The sequence below is a fragment of the Saprospira grandis str. Lewin genome, from assembly GCF_000250635.1.
GTDB classification, from domain to species: domain Bacteria; phylum Bacteroidota; class Bacteroidia; order Chitinophagales; family Saprospiraceae; genus Saprospira; species Saprospira grandis.
Genome location: NC_016940.1, coordinates 3,932,177 through 3,953,895 on the forward strand (window position 1 = coordinate 3,932,177; position 21,719 = coordinate 3,953,895).

19 protein-coding genes are annotated in these 21,719 nt (G+C 46.4%); 12 read left to right on the forward strand and 7 right to left on the reverse strand.

The window, feature by feature from the left end; all coding sequences use genetic code 11:
- A complete protein-coding gene (locus SGRA_RS17405; RefSeq protein ID WP_041329980.1) occupies positions 1 to 744 on the reverse strand; it encodes a leucine-rich repeat domain-containing protein in 744 nt (247 codons plus the stop codon).
- A 227-nt stretch (positions 745 to 971) separates the two neighbouring features.
- Between SGRA_RS17405 and SGRA_RS17410 the strand changes: the two genes are divergently transcribed.
- Positions 972 to 1,508: a hypothetical protein gene (locus tag SGRA_RS17410; protein ID WP_015694126.1), complete on the forward strand. Its 537-nt coding sequence runs from the start codon at positions 972 to 974 to the stop codon at positions 1,506 to 1,508.
- A 289-nt stretch (positions 1,509 to 1,797) separates the two neighbouring features.
- A complete protein-coding gene (locus SGRA_RS17415) occupies positions 1,798 to 2,190 on the forward strand; it encodes a hypothetical protein (protein WP_015694127.1) in 393 nt (130 codons plus the stop codon).
- A 59-nt stretch (positions 2,191 to 2,249) separates the two neighbouring features.
- Here SGRA_RS17415 and SGRA_RS17420 read toward each other — a convergent pair whose 3' ends face one another.
- From SGRA_RS17420 to SGRA_RS17430, 3 genes are all read right to left on the reverse strand, one after another.
- A complete protein-coding gene (locus SGRA_RS17420) occupies positions 2,250 to 2,615 on the reverse strand; it encodes a phasin family protein (protein WP_050981184.1) in 366 nt (121 codons plus the stop codon).
- A gap of 77 nt (positions 2,616 to 2,692) precedes the next feature.
- Complete coding sequence (locus tag SGRA_RS17425) at positions 2,693 to 3,109, reverse strand: phasin family protein (RefSeq protein WP_015694129.1); 417 nt, start codon at positions 3,107 to 3,109, stop codon at positions 2,693 to 2,695.
- 332 nt (positions 3,110 to 3,441) lie between these two features.
- On the reverse strand, positions 3,442 to 4,767 hold the full coding sequence (locus SGRA_RS17430; protein ID WP_071823219.1) for a TolC family protein: 1,326 nt from the start codon (positions 4,765 to 4,767) through the stop codon (positions 3,442 to 3,444).
- Positions 4,768 to 5,189: 422 nt separating this feature from the next.
- Between SGRA_RS17430 and SGRA_RS17435 the strand changes: the two genes are divergently transcribed.
- Genes SGRA_RS17435 through SGRA_RS17445 form a run of 3 tightly spaced genes read left to right on the forward strand, consistent with a single transcriptional unit; the run spans position 5,190 to position 8,549 of the window.
- Entirely contained in the window at positions 5,190 to 6,407 is a 1,218-nt protein-coding gene (locus tag SGRA_RS17435) for a BaiN/RdsA family NAD(P)/FAD-dependent oxidoreductase (RefSeq protein WP_015694132.1), read from the forward strand.
- 12 nt (positions 6,408 to 6,419) lie between these two features.
- The gene (locus tag SGRA_RS17440; RefSeq protein WP_015694133.1) at positions 6,420 to 7,556 is read left to right on the forward strand and encodes a lipoprotein N-acyltransferase Lnb domain-containing protein; all 1,137 of its coding nucleotides are present in this window, start codon (positions 6,420 to 6,422) and stop codon (positions 7,554 to 7,556) included.
- A gap of 21 nt (positions 7,557 to 7,577) precedes the next feature.
- The gene (locus SGRA_RS17445; RefSeq protein ID WP_015694134.1) at positions 7,578 to 8,549 is read left to right on the forward strand and encodes an endonuclease/exonuclease/phosphatase family protein; all 972 of its coding nucleotides are present in this window, start codon (positions 7,578 to 7,580) and stop codon (positions 8,547 to 8,549) included.
- A 232-nt stretch (positions 8,550 to 8,781) separates the two neighbouring features.
- On the opposite strand, the gene SGRA_RS17455 is transcribed toward SGRA_RS17445, so the two are convergent.
- Both SGRA_RS17455 and SGRA_RS17465 read right to left on the reverse strand, forming a co-directional pair.
- Positions 8,782 to 9,690, reverse strand: a complete 909-nt coding sequence (locus tag SGRA_RS17455) for a WD40 repeat domain-containing protein (RefSeq protein WP_041329760.1) — start codon at positions 9,688 to 9,690, stop codon at positions 8,782 to 8,784.
- Between the two features lie 196 nt (positions 9,691 to 9,886).
- Positions 9,887 to 10,909: a WG repeat-containing protein gene (locus SGRA_RS17465; protein WP_015694137.1), complete on the reverse strand. Its 1,023-nt coding sequence runs from the start codon at positions 10,907 to 10,909 to the stop codon at positions 9,887 to 9,889.
- A gap of 107 nt (positions 10,910 to 11,016) precedes the next feature.
- Here SGRA_RS17465 and SGRA_RS17470 point away from each other — a divergent pair, with 107 nt between their 5' ends.
- The 5 genes from SGRA_RS17470 (at position 11,017) to SGRA_RS17490 (ending at position 17,555) form a co-directional block, all read left to right on the forward strand.
- Positions 11,017 to 12,510 (forward strand): DUF4836 family protein, encoded by a 1,494-nt coding sequence (locus SGRA_RS17470; RefSeq protein ID WP_015694138.1) that lies wholly within the window; start codon positions 11,017 to 11,019, stop codon positions 12,508 to 12,510.
- Positions 12,511 to 12,671: 161 nt separating this feature from the next.
- Complete coding sequence (locus SGRA_RS17475) at positions 12,672 to 14,201, forward strand: DUF4836 family protein (RefSeq protein WP_015694139.1); 1,530 nt, start codon at positions 12,672 to 12,674, stop codon at positions 14,199 to 14,201.
- A 118-nt stretch (positions 14,202 to 14,319) separates the two neighbouring features.
- The gene (locus tag SGRA_RS17480; RefSeq protein ID WP_015694140.1) at positions 14,320 to 15,831 is read left to right on the forward strand and encodes a lipopolysaccharide biosynthesis protein; all 1,512 of its coding nucleotides are present in this window, start codon (positions 14,320 to 14,322) and stop codon (positions 15,829 to 15,831) included.
- 3 nt (positions 15,832 to 15,834) lie between these two features.
- On the forward strand, positions 15,835 to 16,269 hold the full coding sequence (gene dut, locus SGRA_RS17485; RefSeq protein WP_015694141.1) for a dUTP diphosphatase: 435 nt from the start codon (positions 15,835 to 15,837) through the stop codon (positions 16,267 to 16,269).
- A gap of 281 nt (positions 16,270 to 16,550) precedes the next feature.
- Positions 16,551 to 17,555 carry a sugar phosphate nucleotidyltransferase gene (locus SGRA_RS17490; RefSeq protein WP_041329761.1) on the forward strand — a complete coding sequence of 335 codons (1,005 nt, stop codon included), beginning with the start codon at positions 16,551 to 16,553 and terminating at the stop codon, positions 17,553 to 17,555.
- 510 nt (positions 17,556 to 18,065) lie between these two features.
- Here the strand turns inward: SGRA_RS17490 and SGRA_RS17495 are convergent.
- Positions 18,066 to 19,010: a LysR substrate-binding domain-containing protein gene (locus SGRA_RS17495; RefSeq protein WP_015694144.1), complete on the reverse strand. Its 945-nt coding sequence runs from the start codon at positions 19,008 to 19,010 to the stop codon at positions 18,066 to 18,068.
- 320 nt (positions 19,011 to 19,330) lie between these two features.
- Here SGRA_RS17495 and SGRA_RS17500 point away from each other — a divergent pair, with 320 nt between their 5' ends.
- A complete protein-coding gene (locus tag SGRA_RS17500; RefSeq protein WP_015694145.1) occupies positions 19,331 to 19,990 on the forward strand; it encodes a peroxiredoxin in 660 nt (219 codons plus the stop codon).
- A gap of 228 nt (positions 19,991 to 20,218) precedes the next feature.
- Complete coding sequence (locus tag SGRA_RS17505; RefSeq protein WP_015694146.1) at positions 20,219 to 21,604, forward strand: MBL fold metallo-hydrolase; 1,386 nt, start codon at positions 20,219 to 20,221, stop codon at positions 21,602 to 21,604.
- Positions 21,605 to 21,719 lie beyond the last annotated feature (115 nt).

Here is a 21,719-nt window from a genome sequence, read left to right on the forward strand (position 1 = left end):
TTAGAAATAAATCTTGGTTTGGGGCAGGGCGGTTTTTATGGTCTCTATATCTTCAAGGGGCAGTTCATTATCGCTAAGGTCGAGCACCTTGAGCTGCTTGAGGGCCAGCAGGCCTTCGGGAATGCTATGCAGTTGGTTTTCGTTGAGGTAGAGCTCTTCGAGCTGCTGAAAATTGGCCAAATTACTCGGGAGGCTTTGCAAATTGCACCAGGCCAAATTGAGCGTTTTGAGCTGTTTGCATTGGTCTAAGGCCGACAGACTTTCTACGGACAGGCGATGATTACCCTCCAAACTGAGCCACTCTAGCTGCTGAAGCTGTCCAAAATCTTGGGGCAGTTGCTCAATTTGAATGCGATGAATAAACAGGCGGCGCAAATTTTTAAGCTCCCGAAGCTCGGGCCAGATTTCCTGTATAGAAAGGGCTGGATTTTGCCCCAAATCGAGCTCTTCTAGCTTTTGTAGTTTTCTAAAGGTGGGCGGCAAATGCTCTAGGTTGTTATGGCCCAAATACAAAATGCGCAGCTCCTGCAATTCAGCAATGGCCTGAGGCAGCTGGCTATAGTCTAGTTTATAATAAAGATCTAGTTTCTTCACCTGATCGGCCTGCTTGAGGGCCGTCATCAAAGACTCAAAGGTCTGAAAATCATGGGCAGTTTGCTCTTTGCCTCCAACAAAGCCAAATTCTTGGGCCTTTAGGGCCGAGAAGAAAGCAGAACAAAGAAGAAAACCGAAAAGTAGTCGCATCTGGAAAAAATGAAAAAAAATGTTAAAAAAGCGTTTCATTGGGCCAGCTTTCTGCCTGACCTTAGCTAAATTTACAAAAAACTACTAGGGCGAAAAGCCCCAGCTAGCTCTGGGCTTAGCTTTTGGCTGGGCTTAAAATTTAGCTAAACCGCAAATGCCCTATCTACCGCCCTTTTCTATTGGATCTAGCCCACTAGATTTAATCTAAACTTAACAAGCCTTTCGCTATGCTTTTTAGATTCTTCCTCCTTTTTCCGCTCTTTAGCTTAGGGCTGTCTTGCTACTTTTGCTGGGATTATTTGGCCCAATGGACCGGCGAGCTCATTAGCCTACAAATCTGGGGTATCCTGCTTTTTCTCCTCTTCCAACTTCCCCTGATGTTTTGGGCCTTCCGCCAACGCAAAAGAGAAAAGCTCAGCGCAGCTCAGGCCAATTGGAGCTATTGTTTGGGCATTTTGCATCTGCTGCCCCTGCTGCTTTATGGGAGCTGGGCCTTGCAAAGAACGGATTATATTTATTTGGTCCTACTAAATAATGGAACCGAAAAACTCGAGAATCTACAATTGGAGGGCTGTAGCCAAAACCAATTGCCTAGCTTGGCCGCTGGCGATAAACAGGCGGTCTGGATCCAAATCGAAACGGATTGCCATCTTCAGCTGTATTTCAATTGGGCCGGCCAAAGCAAGGATAGCCTATTGCTTGTACCTTACACTACTAGAGGACTGGGCGAGCGCCTAGATATTTCCATCAGCCCAAGTTTCTAAGCCCTTTCTTTTTTCTTTTTTTTGGGGCCCGCGGCCGGCTCGGCTTCGCCTCGGTCGGCCGCCGCTATGCTGCGCCGCTCGCAGGTCTGCTCGGCCCTGCGTCGCTTCGCTCCTGGGTCTGGCCTGCGGCCACGGCTGCGCAGCGCTGGGCCAATTCCCGCCTAGCCCCTAATTATCTTTTTTATTTAAACTTAGTCTAAAGAGTAACTTATTTGGACCAACTTACGTATTATATATAGACGGTTAAGCTGTCACAAACCCCATTTTTTAATTTCAAATTTCCCCAATCATGAAAAACTTTTTAATTTACTTTATGGCCCTGCTCTTTCCCATATATTTATTTGGGCAAAATGAGCGCACCATCGTACAAACCTTTATCGATCCTTATGATCAGTTAGAGGTACAAACAGATTACACCCTAGAGGCCGAAGCTTGGCGAGAGGATTATATCCGCCTTTATACCTATGTAAAAGTAGGAGAGGAGCATGGCAATGTGCTCAAAAAGCTATTGGTTTTGGGCCGCTACGATTGGCAGATTAAGGGCCAAACGCTTTATATGCCAAAAATTGATAAACAGGTATTGCTCAATAACAGCCTTGTAGAAGAGGAGATCCGAATTAAGATCAACTATCCACAAAATATGCAATTGCTGTTGCCCGATAAGGGGCAGGGCGCCTTCTAAAGCAAAAGGGCTATCGGAAAAATCCGATAGCCCTTCTTTTATATTTTGCAAATTGCAGCTTACTGCTCTTTGTCTTCTTCTGTTTTTGCTTTGGCTGCCTTGCGCTGAGCCTCTAGCTCTTTGGCCAACAAACCTAGTTTTACTTCTAATGATTTGACTCGACGTTCTAGCTTTTCATAAGCATCGCCTTGGGGCAAATTCAATTTGGCCAAAACGCCATCAATCATATTTCTAAATCGTCCCTCGTAGTTTTCTCGGCTATATTCCGTATTCTTCACTACATCTTCTACTACCTTTTTTCCTTCTTCCTCAGATAGTTTTCCCTTAGATACTAGCTCATCAACTACATTTTGCAAACGCTCGGTGGTGCTCGCTACAATCCCTACGGCAGTGTAGAGGGTTTTGCGGACAATTTTCTCCATCATAACAAATTAAACTCTAATAGTAAATAAAAAGGGCCAACCGAAGCTGGCCCCACTGATTTTTGGTGATGCAGCTGTTGTTATACACGCTCGCTGCTCTCGCATTCCTCCGCCAATTCGGTATTGGCTTTTACTAGTTCGCTTAGGCGCTCTTCTAGGCGCTCAATGCGCTTTTCGATGCGCTCATGCTCATCGCCTTTGATGAAGTTGAACCGCTCAATAGCATTTTCTACTAGTTTGCGCAAACGGCCCTCTAGTTCTTCTAGGCGGTTATGAGCTTGGCCAGGCTGAGCCTCATCGGCAACAGCTTCCCCCTCTACAACTTCGCTTTCCCCTTCTTGGGGAGCTGCAGGAGCTTCCTGGTCCATAACTTCTTGCTCTTCTTGGTATTGTTTGCCTTTTTCTACAAGGTCATCAACAATGTCTTTGACCTTTTCGGTGGTGACAACGGCCAGACCAAGACCCGCTTGCATGGCCTTTTTAAATAGATCGTTCATAGGATTAGAATTTGACTTGATTTTTGGTGATTGTCCAGCTTTTTTACTGCTGACAGTACAAAGGTATTATAAAAATTCTACAATTCTAAACCCGATTTCTCAACTTTCGGCTAAAAATAGAAATTAGGCATTTTGTTGAAAGTTTTTTAGTTAAATCTATTTTTAAGATTTTTATTTTGTTTTTAGGGCCTTGTTTTGGGTTTAATTAAAAATCAACTGTCTAGATAAATTAGGGCCATATTTTAAGTCTTTTTAACAGTTTATGGAGCGCTAAAAGAGAGGGCGAAGCGCAAATTTGCGCTTCGCCCTCTCTCTTTGCCCTAAATCATGATTTAGCGTAAGAGTTGCCCTGAAAGCAAGAGCAGGTCAAATTCTGTTTGTTTGGCGCTCAAGAAGGCATTTTGCACATTATTATAGGCATTGATATAGTTGATCTGAATGGTCCGGTAGTCAAAGAAATTGAGGGTATTGGCTTTAAAGCGCTCGCTGGCAATCTCTAGGTTTCGGCTAGAGTTGGCCAATAATTGCTGGCTAAGTGCATAAGTCTGTCGTTGATTTTCATAGAGGGCTAGGACCGTTTTTAGGTTTTGGCCCAGCTGCTGTTCCAACTGAAGAATGCTCAAGCGGCTAATTTCTTGTCGAAGTTTGGCCAGTTCAATCGCTCTTCTTTGCTTACCGCCATTATATATGTTATAGCTGAGGTTGATATTGAGAGCGCCAGATAGGGTAGTTCCTCCCTGCCAATCGTCAGAAATTTGGGGTTGCTTACCATTGATTTGCGTTAGGTTGAGTTGTTCGCTAATATTGGCGCCCAAACTTACCGTAGGCAAAAGGGCCGCCTCCTGAATAGAAATATCAATGGCTGAAGTTTGCTGGCGAATGCGTTCGCTGGCAATTTCTCGGTTACTTTGGAGGGCTACTTCTAGTAGGGAGTCAAAGGTATAAGTAGGGAGTTCATAGCTCAATTCTGTGGGCAGGACAATCTCCTTGGCCGAGGCCCAATCTTGGCCCATAGCCAGGGCTAGATTTTGCTGGGCATTTTCAAAAGTAGTGCGTTGGAGCATCCATTGAATAGAGTCGTTGAGGTAGGCATCTCGAATTTGGAGGAGGTCAAATTCTGTGGCTTGGCCATATTCTCTACGGGCTTCAATATAGCTAATCTTATCTTGAGAAAGGGCCAAGAGCTCTTGCTGCGACTTCAGGCGCTCTTGTTGAATTTGCGCATTGAAATAGGCCTTGGCCACCTGCTGGCTAATATTCTCCAAGCTCCGGTTGGCCTCTGATTTGGCCAGCTCTTCTTGTAGGCCCAAACGGTCTTTTGTTAGCCGAATGCGGCCGCCCTGATAAAGGGCCCACTGCAAATCTACCGCTGCAGTTCCGCCCGTTCCCAGCAACTGCGCCCCATTGAGGAAAGAGGTGGGGTTTTGTACATTGCTGTAGCTGTTGGCATTGCTCAGGCTAGCAGTAATTTGCGGATAGCGGCCTGCCTCACCCCAGTGATTCTGAACTTCAGCAATTTTTTGGTTAGTGGCGGCAATTTTGGCCGTATAACTTTGCTCTAGCGCTTTTTGAATGGCATCTTCTAGACTTAAGACTTGCTGAGCCTCTAGGCCCAAAGCACTTATAAATACAAGCGCTGCAGTTAAATATACTTTCACGTTTAATGAGTTCGTAATGACGAAATAGGCCTTTGGCCTTTTAATGAGTTCACAAAAAAACTAAGTTAGTAGTTAGAAAACAAATGTACTGACATCTAGTTGGACTTAAGAAAGCATTAAAAATAGGAATGGGCCAATTCGCTCGCAGAACTGCCGCTTTTTATCGACTCTTGAGCGAGCGAAGCGAGCCGCCCGCTGGCCGAAGGCCAGTTTTTATGGCCTAGCGATGTGCAGCAGTGACCCAAAGGGCCAGACCAAGCAAAATGAGCAAAGCGAATTTTTGCGCAGGGCCGAGCGAACAGCGAGCTGCGGAACGTAGCGCCGACGAGCGAAGCGAGGCGGAGGCCCCAAAAAAACCGTAAAAAAAGCCTTAATCTTAGGGCAATCTTTGGGAAGCTTGTATTTTTGGCCAAAATGACAAAATGAAAGTATATATAGTTGGCGGCGGGGCTGCTGGTTTTTTTTCGGCCATACAGATTGCAGAAAACTGCCCAGAGGCGGAGGTGCATATTTTGGAGGCGGGGCAGCGTTTTTTACAAAAAGTAAAGATTTCTGGGGGCGGGCGTTGTAATTTGACGCATGCTTGCTGGACGCCCAAGGAGCTGGTGAAGCATTATCCTAGAGGCGAAAAAGCTTTGCTGGGGCCTTTTCATCGCTTTGCTTGTGGCGATACGATGGATTGGTTTGAGAAGCGGGGCGTGCCGCTAAAAATTGAAAAGGATGGTCGGGTTTTTCCCCAATCGAATAGCTCGCAATCTATTGTAGATTGCTTGATGCAGGCGGCCGAGGCGGCTGGGGTGCAATTGCATTTGCAGCAGCGAGTAAGCCAAATTAAGCCTTTGGAAGAAGGCGGATATTTTTTAGCGACCAAAGGCGGGGCCGAGTACAAGGCCGATAAATTAGTTTTGGCTGCGGGCAGTAGTGCTCCAATTTGGGCAGTTTTGGCCGAAATGGGGCTGAATATCGTTCCGGCGGTGCCCTCTCTGTTTACCTTTAACTCCAAAGATTTTCGCCTCAAGGGCTTGCCGGGGCTATCGGTCCCTCAAGCCGAGGTAGAAGTATTGGGTCAAAAGAATTTGAAGGCTCGTGGTCCGCTTTTGATTACCCATTGGGGCTTGAGTGGTCCTGGTATTCTTCGCCTATCGGCTTGGGGCGCAAGAAAGTTGTTTGATCTAGATTACCGCTTTAATTTGCGGGTAAATTGGCTGGGCTGGGAGCGCCAAACCCTAGCCGAAGAATTGCAATTGCTCAAAAAGGATTGGGCCAAAAAACAACTGAGCAAAACGAGTCCCTTTAGCGAAATTCCGAACCGTCTTTGGCGGCGCTTGCTCTATGCGGCAGGGATTAAGGAAGATAAAAGCTGGGCCAATTTGTCGAAAAAAGAACTCTTGGGCCTAGAAGAAGAGCTAACGGCCTGCGAAATAAAAGTAGTGGGCAAATCGACCTTCAAAGATGAGTTTGTTACTGCTGGAGGTGTTGATTTGGACCAAATGAATTTTAAAACCTTTGAGACCAAAGCCTTTAAGGGCCTTTATATCGCTGGCGAATTGCTCAATATTGATGCAATTACGGGTGGCTTTAATTTTCAGGCGGCTTGGACGGGCGGTTGGAGCATTGGCCAAGATTTTCTTCCTAAATAAATAAGATTTCTTATGCGCATATTTTTTTCGCTTCTTTTTTTCTGCCTGTTTTCGAGCTTGAGTTTTGCGGCTCGCCCTCTTTCGGAATCAGCCAAATTTAGCCTAATCACTTGCTCGCCTGGAACAGAGCTCTACAACTGTTTTGGGCATTCGGCCTTGCATTTGAGCGATCCCGCTAATGGCATCGAGCTGGTCTATAATTATGGGACCTTTGATTTTGATACGCCTAATTTTGGTCTAAAATTCATTCAGGGGAAATTGGAGTACGCCCTGAGTCGGGCCCCTTTTGGTCCCTTCATACAAACCTATGTCTACGAGGAAAGGGGCGTTTATGAGCAAGAAATTTTGCTTTCGGCAGAAAAAAAGCAGGCCTTATTTGATGCCCTAGAAGCGCGCTTCAATTCTCCGGACCGCTATTATATGTACGACTTTTTTTATGATAATTGCGCTACGCAAATCCGTGATCTGGGCCAGCTCCTTTATGCCGAAGAATTTATCTTGCCTCAGGCCGATAGCAGCCGCTCTTTCCGAAGCTATTTGGCGGAGTATACGGCTCCCTCTCCTTGGCTAGATTTGGGCATTAAGGTCATTTTGGGCCGAGGAGCCGACAAATGTCCTTCGGTGAGCGAACAAATGTTTTTACCCGATTATCTGGCCCAACATCTTACGAATAGTCAAACGCCAGCGGGCCCATTTTTGGGCGAGAAAAAAGAGTTGCTGCCTTGGCCCGCAGCGCATCAAGAAAGCATCAAGGACCATTATCCTTTTTTGCTTTTTACGCTTTTGGCGGCTTTGTTTTTTGCCATTGCCTTTGTTTTTCCCAATTATGCCTATGTTGCCGACCGTTTGCTGCTGGCGGTAGTGGGCTTGGCGGGCGCTTTTCTCTGCTTTATGTGGTGGGGCACCGATCATGCGGCCACCCAATGGAATCTCAATATTTTGTGGCTCTCGCCGCTCTATTTGCCCTTGCTTTTTGGCCTGAAAAAAGTGAAGACGAATAAATTTTTTGCCCTCCTTCACGGCCTCTTGCTCCTGAGCTATCTTTTGGCTTTGCTCAATTGGTTAATCGCTTGGCAGGCTTATCCTTTATCTTTGTTGCCAATTTTTGCTTACCTTAGTTACCGCTTATATGTTTATAAATGGGCTTAATTTGCCCCTCAAAATATCGCCATGAGTAAAGAACTAAAAATCGGCAGTTTTAATCTGCTCAATCTACAGTTGCCCGAGCGGCCCTATTATAACCGTAGCTACACCTACGAAGAGTTTGAGAAAAAGCAGGCTTGGATTAGCCACCAACTCAATAGCATGAAGGCCGATATTATTGGCTTTCAGGAGGTGTTCTCGGAAGAGGCCCTAAAAACGGTCATCCGCTCGAATCCCTATTATCGAGACTATCATATTGTGATGAGTGATCGCAAGGGCGGTTCTCCCGCCGTGGCTATTGCTAGCCGCTATCCAATTAAGGATTATGAAGTGATCCGGGAGTTTCCCGAGCAGTTGGAGGTAGACGGTTTGTTGATTCCTTTCAAGGAGTTTTCTCGCCCTTTGCTCAAATGCCAAATTGAATATGCTGATGGCCAAGATTTTCATGTGGTAGTGGCCCACCTTAAGTCGAAACGCCCCATGCTAGAAGATGGTGAGGACCGAGACGATCCCTTGGCGCAGGCCAAAGGCCAAGCCCGCGCCTTGCTCTTGCGGGCGGCAGAGTCGGCAGCTGTACGCACGGTTTTGATGGAGGTTTTGGAAAACCGAGATTCGCCGGTGGTGGTGATTGGCGACCTCAACGATACGCATACTTCTGTGACCACCCGAATTATTTCTGGCGAGGCGCCTTTCCGCTATTTGCCCATGCACAAGAAGCGCAAAATTTGGGATGTTTTGCTTTATCATGCCAAAGATATTCAGGCCCGAAATTCTTATACCGATACCTATTATACGCATTTGCACAATGGGCATCATGAGGCTTTGGACCATATTATGGTCAGCCAGGAGCTGGTCCGAGAGAACCCCAATCACATCGGCCGAGTGACGATGGTCCGCACCTTTAATGACCATTTATTGGATGAAACGATCTCGGAGGAACGCATTCCCAATTGGCAGTCTGACCATGCTCAGGTGGTGGTGCATATTGAAATGCGCTAGTTAACGGAATAGCGCTATAAGAAAGGGACGAACTAGAAACTGCTCTAGTTGGTCCCTTTTTTATTGTTTTTTTGGGGCCTCCGCAGCAAAGCTGCGGCGCTACGCTTTGGGGCTCGCAGGTCTGCTCGGCCCTGCGCCAGCAAGCTGGCTTGGTCTGGCCCTTCGGGCCACCCCGCCGCATCGCTAGGCCAAATGGAAGTCCTGCGCTTCGGCCATAGCGGCTTTACCGCTTTTAATCCGCGGCAATTTCTAGCAACTCCCAAACGATAATGCTACGATCATCGGAGGCCGAGAGCAGGAGTTGATCATTGGCCCAAAGCAGGGCATTAACCGAGTTGATATGGCCACCACGGGGGGCATCGATCACCTTGAGCAGTCTAAAATCGGGTAGAGACCATATTTTGAGGGTTTTGTCTCGGCTGGCGCTGGCCAGATAGCGGCCATTGGGCGAAATAGCCAGGTCATTTACCGTAAATAGGTGAGCGGCATGGCTGGGAATTTCTTCTTTTTCCTTTTTGGTCCAGACTCTAAAAAAGGCATCTCGGCCAGCAGAGAGCAGATAATTGGGCGTTTGGGCCAGACAAAAAATAGAGGACTGATGGGCTTGGGGAATTTCCTTTTGGAGGCTAAAATCTTGGGCATCGAGAAAAAAGAGGTGGCCTTGGCTACCTGCGGCCACCAAAGTAGATTGATCTGTTGTGAGTAAGAGTGCCCTTAGGCTTTTATGGCTGAGTTTCCAGCTAGCTTCTGGCCGAAACTTAGGGATAGACCAGCGAGAGAGTTGTCCATCTGCCCCAGCGCTAAGAAAAGAAGAGTTGGACCAAGGGAGCAAGGCAAAGACGCCCTTATCATGTCCTCTTCTTTGTTGGAGCAACTGTTTATTGGGATAGTCGATAAGATGGATATCTCCATGTTGGTCGCCTAAAAGGATACGATCTTCTTGGAGCAGGGCCATAGAAAAGATGGGTGCATCTAGTTGGGCCAAAACTTGGCCATCGCCTAGGGGAGAGAGGGGCCATTGGACCAGATAGCCATCGCCAGCGGCGGAGAAAACGCTTTGTTTATCGGGGGCCAATAAAAGAGAATAAATGGCTCCTTTATGGCCGAGCAATTGCTTTTTGCGAATGAGTTCTATGGGCATAACTGAGTAGATGAATCATCAATAGATTAGCTGGAAAGAGTGGGCTAGGGGCGGGCTTGGCCCAGCGCTGCGCAGCCGTGGCCCGCAGGGCCAGACCCAAGCCGCCGCAGGCGGCTGCAGGGCCGAGCAGACCTGCGAGCGGCGCAGCATAGCGGCGGCCAGCAAAGCTGGCCGCGGGCCCCAAAAAATAAAAAGTCTAGTTACAATTTTCTACACATTGTCCAGACTTATCAATGTAAATCCATTTGTTTTCGCCTTGGCGCATCACCTTAGCCTTGCCGCCTCTGAAGGGGCCAGCAAACATAAATTGGTAAGGGATGACGACCTCTCCTTTGGGGTTGATATAGCCCCATTTTGCGTCCTCGATCGCCACATTGGCCAGGCCTTCATTGAAGGGGAGTTCGAGGGGGTTGGGTTGGAAAAAGTTGACATTGAAGAACTTAGGTGCGATAACGATCTCTCCCTTTGTATTGAGAAAGCCCCATTTGCCTTCATAGACAAAGCCGAGCAGGCCTTGGCCCACGGGCGTGATCACATCATAAATGGGTTCGATGAGGATATTGCCATTGACATCGAGAATGCCGTGACGTCCTTTTTGTTCATCATAGTACATAATAGTGCCTTCAGAAACGGCGCCCAGGGCCATATAGGCGCAGGGAATAGTGAGTTGCCCCTCCTTATTGATTAGGCCATATTTGCCATCTTTGGCCACCACGGCATAGCCCTCATTGTAGCCTAGAAACTCATCGTATAATTCAGGATCTTTGGCGCTATTGGCCCCACAATTTACCTTTTGCAGGCTGAGATCGCCGATAAAATCCTTGGTATTTCGGTTAATAATTTTGAGGCTATTGCCTTGGAAGGACCAAGTTTCATATTGGGTTTCTTTTTCATTGGTTCGGCGTTTAGATTGGCAAATAACCTCCACATCATAATTTCCATCCTTCATCTTTTTGCCTTGGATATCGAGTTGGAAACGATCATTGAATTGTTGGTTGATGCGGTAGCCCGAACCCGAAATTCGGTCTGCAGAAACGGCAATATTCAATCTTTCTTCCCAATTTTTTTCAATGCTGTGGTAGCAGCCCTCTTTTGCGCTCTGAGGCTGATTGCTGCTAGCTTCTGTGCTATTTTCTCCCGCTGTATTTTGAGGGTTAGAACAGGCTGTTATACAAAAAAAAGCAATTAAGTAGACGAAAAGGTGGCATCTAAGATTCATTTTCTATATGTTTGTAACAGTTACATAAGTGGGGGATACGTAAGCCCCGTTATTTTTTATCTAAAGAGGTATGCTAGCTATCTCTTTACACCTCAATATTATTTATAATGAAACAGCAATTATCGTTAATTTTTTTGGCATTTACCCTTGGAATCTTTGTTATTTCTTGTGGTGGTGGAAAACTTCAGCAGGATAGCTTGGCGCGTATTTCGGCCTCGGAGAAAGTCGTTTTTTCTCTAAACTGGCAGGGCTTGATGAGCAAGCTAGATGAGGACTTTCTGATGAAAGCGGGCAAAGGGAAGAGCAAAACAGAGGAGTTTATAAAAACGCTAAGAACGAAGCCAGAGCGCATTGGTTTTGCTAAGGGGCAGCCTGCTTATGGTTATATTTCTTTGCCTGAGGGGCTGCAGCTTTGGACCCTGATAATTCCCTTGGCCAAGGTGGAGAAATTGAAAGCCTATATTGAAGATAGCGATCGTTTTTCGCTAAAGAAAAAGGAGGGCTACCATTTATTGGAGAGCAGTGAGCCGCTAAATTATGCAGTAGGCTTTGACGAGGACCATCTTGTGCTTTCTTGGGGGGCTTTGTCTAAGTTGAATGCACATCTAAAGCAGTTTTTTGAGCAAAAGCCAGCCAACAGCATGGCCGATAATGAGAGTTTGAAAAAACTCTTCTCTAAAGGCGATGATGTTAAGCTTTGGTTGAGCAGTAAGGGCGTTTATGAGAGCTGGGAAGATAGTCCAAGCATGCAAGATGACCTCATGATTTTAGGGCTTTTGGGGGTGACTTCTGAGGAGTTTGCAGACAACAGTTTGGGCATCAGTCTAAACTTTGATCAAGGCCAACTAGCGGCTCAGCTAGGAGGCGACTACAGTGAAAAGCTAGAGCAGCTTTTTGGGCCAGTATTTAATGAGGGCATTGGCGAAGGTTTTCGGAAGTTTATTCCCGCCAAGGACTATGCTGGGGGCATTGCCCTTTCTACGGACAGTGAGCAACTGAGTAAGTATTTAGCCGCAAGAGATCTTCGTCCTCTTATTGATGAATTTTTAGCGGGAACCAGTATTAGCGGGGCCAACTTATTGGAGGCCATGACGGGGAATGTCGCCTGGCTTTCTTATGAGATTGAGGAAGCCTTTGTAGACAAGCTTCCGAGCTCTCTACTCATTATAGAGTTTAAGGATAAGGCGCATTTAGATAAGTTGGTGGACCAACTTGCTACGAACAACTTTTTGGTTGAGCGAGATCAGCACTTTATCAAGGCTCAGTATTCTTGGTTTCTGGATGTTATGCTAATTCAGCATGATAACTACCTGATCATTACCAACTATTTCTTTTTGGGTACCGCTATTAACGAGGGGCTGTCAAATAGCGAGCTCTTACCTAAAAAGCAGTATAAAAAATTGACTCAGGGAGCCTTGGCGCTAGACATTGTAAACGTCAAGCCCTATTTGGATATATTTAAAGCCAATAATAGTTCGGCCGTATCTAAGGCTATTGAGCGCATTAGCTTCTCGGCCCAAGGCCGCCAAATGGAGCTTTTGCTTTTGGCAAAAGATAAAAAAACAAATGCTTTAGAACAGTTGATGAATCAAGTCAACTAATTCCGAAGGTGGGCTGCATTTAGCAGCCCGCCTTTTTTGTTTGCTATAAAATGAGGGAAGATATCCGTCAACTTCCCTATCTTTGAGGGGCAAAAGGGGGATCCCCCATATCTTATCTTCAGAAGTTCGAGCAGAACTTTTAAACCTCAATACTAATCATTATGAAACAACCACTATCTTTATTTGTTTTGGCCTTTACCCTTGGCTTTTTTGTTATTTCTTGCGGAGGCGGTAAAGTGGACCAAGACAGCCTAAGCCGAATTCCGGCCTCAGAAAATGCTGTGTTTTCTGTAAACTGGAAACAGCTTTTAGACAAGGCTGGGCCAGATCAGCTTTTGGCTTCGATTGAAAAGTCTAAGGCTGAATCTGAGGAGGAAGATGCTCAAATTCTCAAAGAGTTGATTCAGGACCCCGCTTCTAAGGGCTTGGATATTAAGAAAAGTGCTTATGGCTACCTTTCTCTAGATGGAGAAGACCCTATGGGGACCCTGATGCTGCCTATTGCTAATGCAAAGAAATTTGAAGAATTTGTGGCGGCCAGCAAAACACTATCTACAGAAAAAAAAGAGGGCTATACCATCCTCAATTCAACAAAATCTAAAGGCGACAAAGATGTTGCTGTCGGTTTTGATGGGGCTTTTCTAGTGGTTTGTTGGGGGGAAGGCGATTTGTCTACTCGCCTAGCTAACTTTTTTGGAAGCAAGCCCGAAAAATCTATGGCCAATAATGCCGACCTCAAAAGTTTGTTGAGCAAAGGCAATGATATCAATCTTTGGGTGAATAGTACTGGCCTTTATGATATGGCCAAAAAAGACCCTAGTAATCAACAGGCTGTAATGGGCCTGGCTTTTGTCGGCCTAGATAGCAAAAAACTAGATGATAACAACATTGGCATGAGCATGAACTTTGAAAATGGTAAAATGGTCATGAACGCCAAGGGGAACTTCAATGAAAAGCTAGAAAAAGAGTTTGGGAAACTTTTTGCCAAAGGAGTGAGCAAGGATTTCCGTCAGTTTATTCCCAAAACAGATTACATTGGTGCAGTGGCTCTTTCTTTGGATACAGAGGAGCTATACAACTATTTAGAGGGCCGTGGATTGAGCGCTATGGCGGATATGCAAATGGCCAAAATGGGCCTAAATACTAAGGAGATTCTGGGCGGCTTGACTGGAAACATTGTAGTGGCTTCTTATGAAAATAAAGGCAGTAACTTCCGTGAGCTTCCTTCTCTAACCATTGTAGAGCTTAAGGATCAGGCTATTATTGATAAACTAATGCAACTGGCCAAAAAGAATGGTTTGCCTTTGACCAAAAAAGACAACCGCATCTACTCAGAGAATATGCCTGAGGCAGGCACGCTTTTGCTCAAAGATAATTTTGCCATTTTCTCTAACAGTACTGCCCTATTAGAGCAAGTAGAAAAAGGTTTGGCTAGTGGCGACCAAATCGAGTCTGCTAAATTTAAAAAGCTTAGTGAAGGCTGGATGGCTGTCGACTTCAGCGATTTTCAACAGTATGCAAACTTTATGAATGCTCAACGCAACCCATTTGGAAGTAGCCAAAATGATACAGAACTGCTAAAGAGTGCTAGTATTAGCGCTAAAGGTAGCGATATCGAGTACGTGATGCAGGCCAAAGATCAAAAAACCAATATTCTTAAACAGCTAATGGAAAAAGGGGCCAACCAATAAAGGCTTTCTTTTTCTGCTAGAGGCGGGCCTGCAATTGCAGGCCCGCCTTTTTGTTTGCCCAAAAAGAACTACAGATCTCCAACAACTTCTTTATCTTTGGCCCTCAAATCATAGCAAATTGAGTGTACTAAAAAAATTAGCGGGCCAAACAGTAATCTATGGCCTGAGTAGCATCCTGAGCCGCCTTTTGTCCTTTGTCATCCTTACCCCTTATCTAACCTACAAGTTTGAGCGGGTCGATTTTGCCATCCAAACAGACCTTTATGTTTGGGCGGCCTTTCTTTTGGTCCTGCTCACGCACCGCATGGAAACCGCCCTTTTTCGCTTTGGGGCCAAGGCTGAAAATAGAAATCAGGTGTTTCGAACAGCCGCCTTTTCGGTCCTTTTTCATACAAGCATTATCTTGGGCAGTTTAGCGCTTCTGGGACCAAGCTTGGCCCATTGGCTGGCTTATCCAGAATTTACGCATTATGTCTACCTCATGCTGGGTATTATTGGTTTTGATGCCCTGATGGCCCTGCCTTTTGCCCGTTTGCGCCTGGCGGGAAAAGCCATTCCCTTTGCGGCCCTGAAGATTTTAAATCTCTTGATTTATCTGGGCGCCTTGCTTTTCTTTCTGGAACTTGGCCCCAGCTTGGCCCAGTCGGGCAGCCTAGGCTCTGCCTATTGGTTTGACCCCAATTTGGGGATTGGCTATTTGTTTGTCGCCAATTTATTGGCCAATCTGATCTGTTTTCTCTTCCTTTTGCCCCAGTACCGCTTTTTGCTGCAAAAGCCCAAGGGACAGCCTTATTTTGATCCCCAACTTTGGCAAAAAATGATGCGCTACGCGCTGCCCTTAATCTTTGCGGGTTTTGCCAGCATGATTAACGAACTGGCTGACCGAAGTTTGCTTAAGGTCCTATTGCCAGGGACCATAGAGGAGCGCTTGGCCCAAATGGGGGTCTATTCTGCCGCCTATAAGCTGGCCGTTTTTATGAATCTCTTTACTCAAGCCTTTAATTATGCCGCCGAGCCTTTCTTTTTTAGACAGGCGGCAGCCAAACAAGATAAAGCCATCTATGCTCAGGTGGCCCGCTTGTTTACTTTGGTGGGCGCGCTGGCCTTTGTGGGCTTGGTCTGTTTTATGGACCTCATTCAGTACTTTTTGGGCCAAGATTTTAGAGAGGGGATTGGGGTGGTGCCCATCCTGCTTATGGCCAATCTCTTTTTGGGCCTCTATTACAATTTTGCCATCTGGTTCAAACTCTCTGATCGTACGCAATATGGGGCTTATATTGCCGTTTTGGGTGCGGGAATTACGCTTACACTCAACTTTTTACTCATTCCCATTTTGGGCTATTGGGCCTCGGCTTGGGCCACTTTGGCCTGCTATTTTGCCATGAGCATGACCGCCTATTTTTTGGGCCAAAAGCACTACCCAATTCCCTATCCCCTGCAAAGCATCTTTTTTTATATCTTTGCAGCCCTCGGCAGCGTTTGTCTATTTTGGGGACTTCAGGCCTATGTTTTGCCCATTGGCCCCATCCAATACATTTTTTCGGCCCTTTGCTGCCTTTTGTTCTTGGGCCTCGTCTTCTTAAAGGATCGGCGCTGGCTGTTGTCTATCTTCCGACCCAAATCTGCCTAACTTATGCAAGTAAAAATTATCAATCGCTCAAATTTTCCTTTGCCTAGCTACAAAACCTTGGGTAGCGCAGGCATGGACCTCCGAGCCAATATCGAAACGCCCATCCGCCTAGGCAGCCTAGAGCGGACTGTAGTGCCTACGGGCTTGTTTATAGAATTGCCCCAAGGCTATGAGGCCCAAGTGCGCCCCCGCTCTGGTTTGGCCCTCAAAAAAGGCCTTTCTGTTCCCAATGCTCCAGGCACCATTGATAGCGATTATCGCGGAGAAATTGGCGTTATCCTTGTCAATTTATCCAAGGAGGAAATTGAAATTGCCCCCGGCGAACGCATTGCCCAGTTGGTGGTGGCCGCCTACCAAAAAATTAGCTGGCAAGCCGTAGAAAGCCTTGAGCAAAGCGAAAGAGGTACAGGCGGTTTTGGTAGCACAGGCCGCCAATAAATACTTTTTAGTTCCCTGAAAAACTTACTATATTAGGCCGAAAATTTTTATGTTTTTTTTGGGGCCCGCGGGCTTCGCCCGCCGCTACGCTCCGCAGCTCGCAAGCCTGCTCGGCCCTTCGGCCTGCGGCCTCGGTCTGCCGCTTCGCGGCACTGCTGCGCATCGCTGGGCCAGCTCAACCATATAGCGCGCTTTTGGCCGTTCGGCTCCGGCCGCTGGCCCAATATAACGCCCTTTCATCATCTTCAATTGATCTATTCTAGGAAATAAATTAAGCAAAAATGAAACTCATTATACCCATGGCGGGAAGAGGAACCCGCCTGCGTCCCCACTCAATTACTGTCCCTAAACCTTTGGTTGCTGTAGCCGGAAAGCCTATTGTGGCCCGCTTGGTAGAAGATTTGGCCAAAGCTTGCCCAGAACCCATTGACGAAATTGCGTTCATTATTGGCGATTTTGGCGAGCAGGTAGAAGAGGATCTCAAAGCTCTCGCCCAAAGCCTTGGCGCTAAGGGAAGTATTTATCAGCAAACAGAAAAGTTGGGCACCGCTCACGCTATTCTCTGCGCCAAAGAAAGTTTGCAAGGTCCAGTTATTGTCGCTTTTGCCGATACGCTCTTCCAATCGAATTTTAAACTGAATATGGAAGAAGATGGCCTGATTTGGGTCAAAAAAGTAGCTGATCCCTCTGCTTATGGCGTAGTGAAATTGGACCAAGAAGGCTATGTAACCGACTTTGTCGAGAAGCCCAGCACTTTCGTTTCTGATTTGGCCATTGTAGGTATTTACTATTTCCAAAGTGCCGAAAACTTAGAGAAGGAACTCCAATATTTAGTAGATAACAACATTATGGACCGAGGCGAGTATCAATTGACCAATGCCTTGGAAAATATGAAAACTAAGGGCCTCAAGTTTTCTACTAGCCGCATTGATGAGTGGTTGGATTGTGGCAACAAAAAAGCTGTAGTTCATGCTAATCAGCGGGTATTAGAGATTAAGGAGGATGCGGCCCAAATTGCTAGCGATTTGCAGCAATCTAATAGCGTAGTGATTCCCCCTTGTTTTATTGGTGAGGGCGTTGTTTTGGAAAATGCGGTAGTTGGTCCACATGCTTCTATTGGCAAGGGCAGCCTTATCCGCAATTCTATTGTCCAAAATAGCTTGATTCAAGAAAACTCACAGGTGGAAGATGCTGTTTTGAGAGATACGATGCTAGGCGCATATGTAAAATATAAGGGCCAAGCACAAGCTTTGAGCTTGGGCGATTACTCAGAATATAGCTGCTAAGCCAGCTATTTGGTCCAAAGAAAAGGGCGCTTGTCTGTTCACAGACAAGCGCCCTTTTTGCGTTCAGGCGGTTAGTTTAGTTTTGCCCGCTGGCCGCAGGCCAGTTTTTTTGGCCTAGCGATGTGCAGCAGTGGCCGCAGGCCAGACCAAGGCCGTTAGGCCGCAGGGCCGAGCGAACAGCGAGCTGCGGAACGTAGCGCCTGCCGTAGGCAGGAGGCCCAAAAAAAAAGAAATTATAAGGCTGTTTAAAGTTTTGTGTTTCCCCTTTCTGCTGCCTAGGGACAAGCCCCTAGGCTAGCTTTTCAGACAGCCCTCTAAAGAGGGCCTTTGGATAAGGTCCTTCTCTGCTATAACGACTGAGCAAGGTCTTGTATATAAACCTTTTAAGCCCTTTAGGGCTGACTCCATTTAATTAGCCTGGGGGCTTGTCCCTAGGCGACTATTGGCAGCTAAAACCCCAAATTTTATTCAGGTACACAAAATCTTGAACAGTCTCAAAATTATAGCCCCTTACTCAGGCATAGTAATGCGCATTTCATTATTCTTATACTGCTGGCTCTTGAGCAGGGGCTTCACCAATTCCTTGATTTCCTTATGCAAAACTTCCATCAAGCGCAATTTCGCATAGGGCCGATAAAAAGCCAAACTAATTTCCCGAACAGGAACGGGCCGCTCAAAATAAGCCAAACGCTGCTGCCGCTCTTCAGAAAGTTGCTGGAGATAAAGCTCCGGAACCAAAGTGAGTCCCCCCATTTGGTCCACCAAAGGCAATAAACAATCAAAAGAGTTGGCCCCCAGTTTTAAGTTGGGCCAAGGACTAGCCTTTTGCCGCAACTGACAAAGATCCAACATCTGATCCCGCAAACAATTGCCCTCTTCCAATAGCCAAAGCGGCCGCTCCAACAAAATATCTGGAGTCGTATAGCGCTTAATCTGCTCCTCCGCACTGCCATAAACCAAAAGCAATTCATAATAGAGCACCCAATCCTCTATACTGCTATCCTTCAATGGCGTACTCAAAATGGCCAAATCTAATTCGCCCCGCTTGAGGGCCTCGGTCAAACTAGCCGTGGGCGCCTCGATAACCTCTAGCTCTACCTCTGGATACTTGAGCAAAAAAGGCTGCAGAAAAATAGGCAGCAAACTACTACTAATGGTCGGAATAATCCCCAAACGTAGCTGTCCCGCCACTTTTTGCTTAACATTTCGAGCCAAATCATAAAAATTATCCGTCTCCGATAAAATACGCCTAGCCGCCATAATCAACTCCTTGCCGCAGTCCGTTGTGACCAAAGGCTGCGTCTTGCGGTCAAATATCATGACCCCCAATTCCTTCTCTAATTTCCCAATCATGCTGCTCAAAGTGGCCTGACTCAAATCCAATTCCTCCGCCGCCTTGCTAAATTGCTTGTGCCGATCTACGGCAATGATGTATCGTAGCTGCTGTAATTTCATACTATTAGTTTTTGTTATACCGCCTATAGTTTTTATCATTTTTAGTTATAGTTATCTTGCCTTATCTTTGTATCAACAAGGACGGAAAGCCATAGGCCAAAAGATAGTTATTAGTTTTTATTATACAGCCTATAAATTTTATCATTTTTAGTTATAGTTATCTTGCCTTATCTTTGTATCAACAAGGACGGAAAGCTAAAGGATAATTCGTTAATTATTTATTATAGCTAATAGATTTTCTTCTTGTCCAGATTTAGTTCTTATTTTTTGTTCCTAGAACAAATTTAATTTATACAACTTATCAAATAAAAATACCAATTATGGAAAATCCCACTGAAGTAAACTTCAACCCTATGCCTCGCATCGGCGACCAAGCACCCGATTTTGTAGCACAAACTACTACCGGCCCCATGAAATTCTCTGAGTATGCAGAGGGCAAATGGATCGTTCTCTTTTCTCACCCCGCCGATTTTACACCCGTTTGTACCACTGAAATGAGTGGCTTCGCTATCCGCCAAGACGAGTTTAAAGCTCTAAATACCGAGCTCGTTGGCCTAAGCATCGATAGCCTTCACGCTCACCTCGCTTGGGTAAATAATGTACGCAACAACACTGGCGTTTACCTCAATTTCCCCATCATCGCCGATATCGACATGAAGGTCTCTAAGCTCTACGGTATGCTTCAGCCCAATGAAAGCGAAACCGCTGCCGTACGCGCCGTTTTCTTCATCGATCCTAGCAAAAAAATTCGCCTAGTTATGTATTACCCACTCAATGTGGGCCGCAATATGGACGAAATTCTCCGCGCACTAGAAGCCCTACAGGTTTCTGACGAACATAAGGTGGCTATGCCTCTAGACTGGCGCAAAGGCGATAAGGTGATCGTTCCTCCACCCAAAACTTTGGCCGAAATGGACGCTCGCATCGCCGATACTTCTTGCGAAAAAGTAGATTTCTACCTCGCTAAGAAGTCTCTCTAAGAGATTATTTTTTAGGGGCTGCCCCAGCCTTCGGCTGGGTCGCTCCCCTCTGGGCTCGCTCTTTGCTCGGCCCATCGCCAGCAAGCTGGCTTGGTCTGGCCCTTCGGGCCACCCGCCGGGCAGCTCAGCCTGCGGCCCTTCGGGCCTGCAAAACGCAGCAGACCAAATTTGTCACTCCAATTATTTTTTCCCAAACCAGAGGAGCCGATCCTCCCAATATTCCGAACTATGTTTTTTAAGCACATTTATGATAAAAGCTTAGCTCAAGCTAGCTATATGATCGCTTGTCAAAAAGCAGGCGTGGCCGCCGTAATCGATCCTAAACGGGATGTAGATACTTATCTAGATATTGCCAAGCAAGAGGGCTTTACGATTACGCATATCCTAGAAACACATATTCATGCAGACTTTTTGGCCGGTAGCCGAGAATTGGCCGAACTAACTGGAGCCAAAATGTATCTCTCCGCTGAAGGTGGCGAGGGCTGGGAATATGAGTTTCCGCATGAAGGCTTAAAAGATGGTGACGAATTTTGGTTGGGGAACCTCAAGTTTGAGGTTTGGCATACGCCTGGCCATACCCCAGAAAGTATCAGCTTCTTACTCAGCGATACGCCCGCAACGGAAGAACCCGTTATGCTCTTTACTGGAGATTTTGTCTTTGTTGGCGATATCGGACGACCCGATTTGTTGGAAAAAGCCGCAGGGATCAAAGGTACTCAAGATGAAGGGGCCAAGCAAATGCTGGCTTCTGTCCGCCGATTCAAAGAATTGCCCGATTTTATTCAGCTTTGGCCCGGCCATGGCGCCGGCTCTGCCTGTGGTAAGGCCCTTGGTGCCGTACCTAGCAGTACTGTAGGCTATGAGAAAATCCGCAACTGGGCCTGCCAATTAGCCGATGACGATAAAGCATTTACCGATTATCTGCTAGAGGACCAACCCGAGCCGCCAAAGTATTTTGCCAAAATGAAGTTGCTCAATAGAGTAGAACGCCCTCTATTAACCCAATTGGCCCCCGCTCAAGAACTCGATTGGCAGACCGTAGCCACCGCTATGCAAGCGGGCATCCCTCTAATTGATGCGCGCCCCAGAACGCAGGTCGAAAAAGAGGGCTTTATTCCCGGCACGCTAAATATTCAGCATAATAATGCCTTTTCTACTTGGGCCGGCTGGTTCCTGGATTATGATAAGGACTTTATGCTTTTGGCCGCCGAGGACCAAATCGATGAGCTCCGCCGAAAACTTATGCGCATCGGCCTAGATAATTTCAAAGGATTTTTGCCTGCTACTGCGGCCTATCCGGAAGCCTTGCATCAACCCGATATTATTGAGCTAGCAGAAGTAAAAGCGCTAAAAGGAAAGTATCGTATTTTTGATATTCGCTCAGCCAAAGAATACAAAGAGGGCCATATTGAAGGCGCAGAACATTTCTTTTTGGGCAAACTTTATGAACTAGCCAAAGATGTAGACCGCAATGAAGCCATTATTCTACACTGTCAGGGCGGAGATCGTGCGGCTATTGGCTACAGTATTTTGGTCCAAATGGGCTTTAAGAATATTAAAAACTTTAGTGGCGGAATTAAGGCCTGGACGGCTGCAAAAGAACCCTTGGTTTAGTGTATTAGTTATAGCAAGAGGACAATACATTAGTTGTCAAGCAGGGAGGAGCGAGAAATCGCTCCTCCTTTTTTGGTCCAGCTGGCCCAGCGCTGCGCAGCGGTGGCCGAAGGCC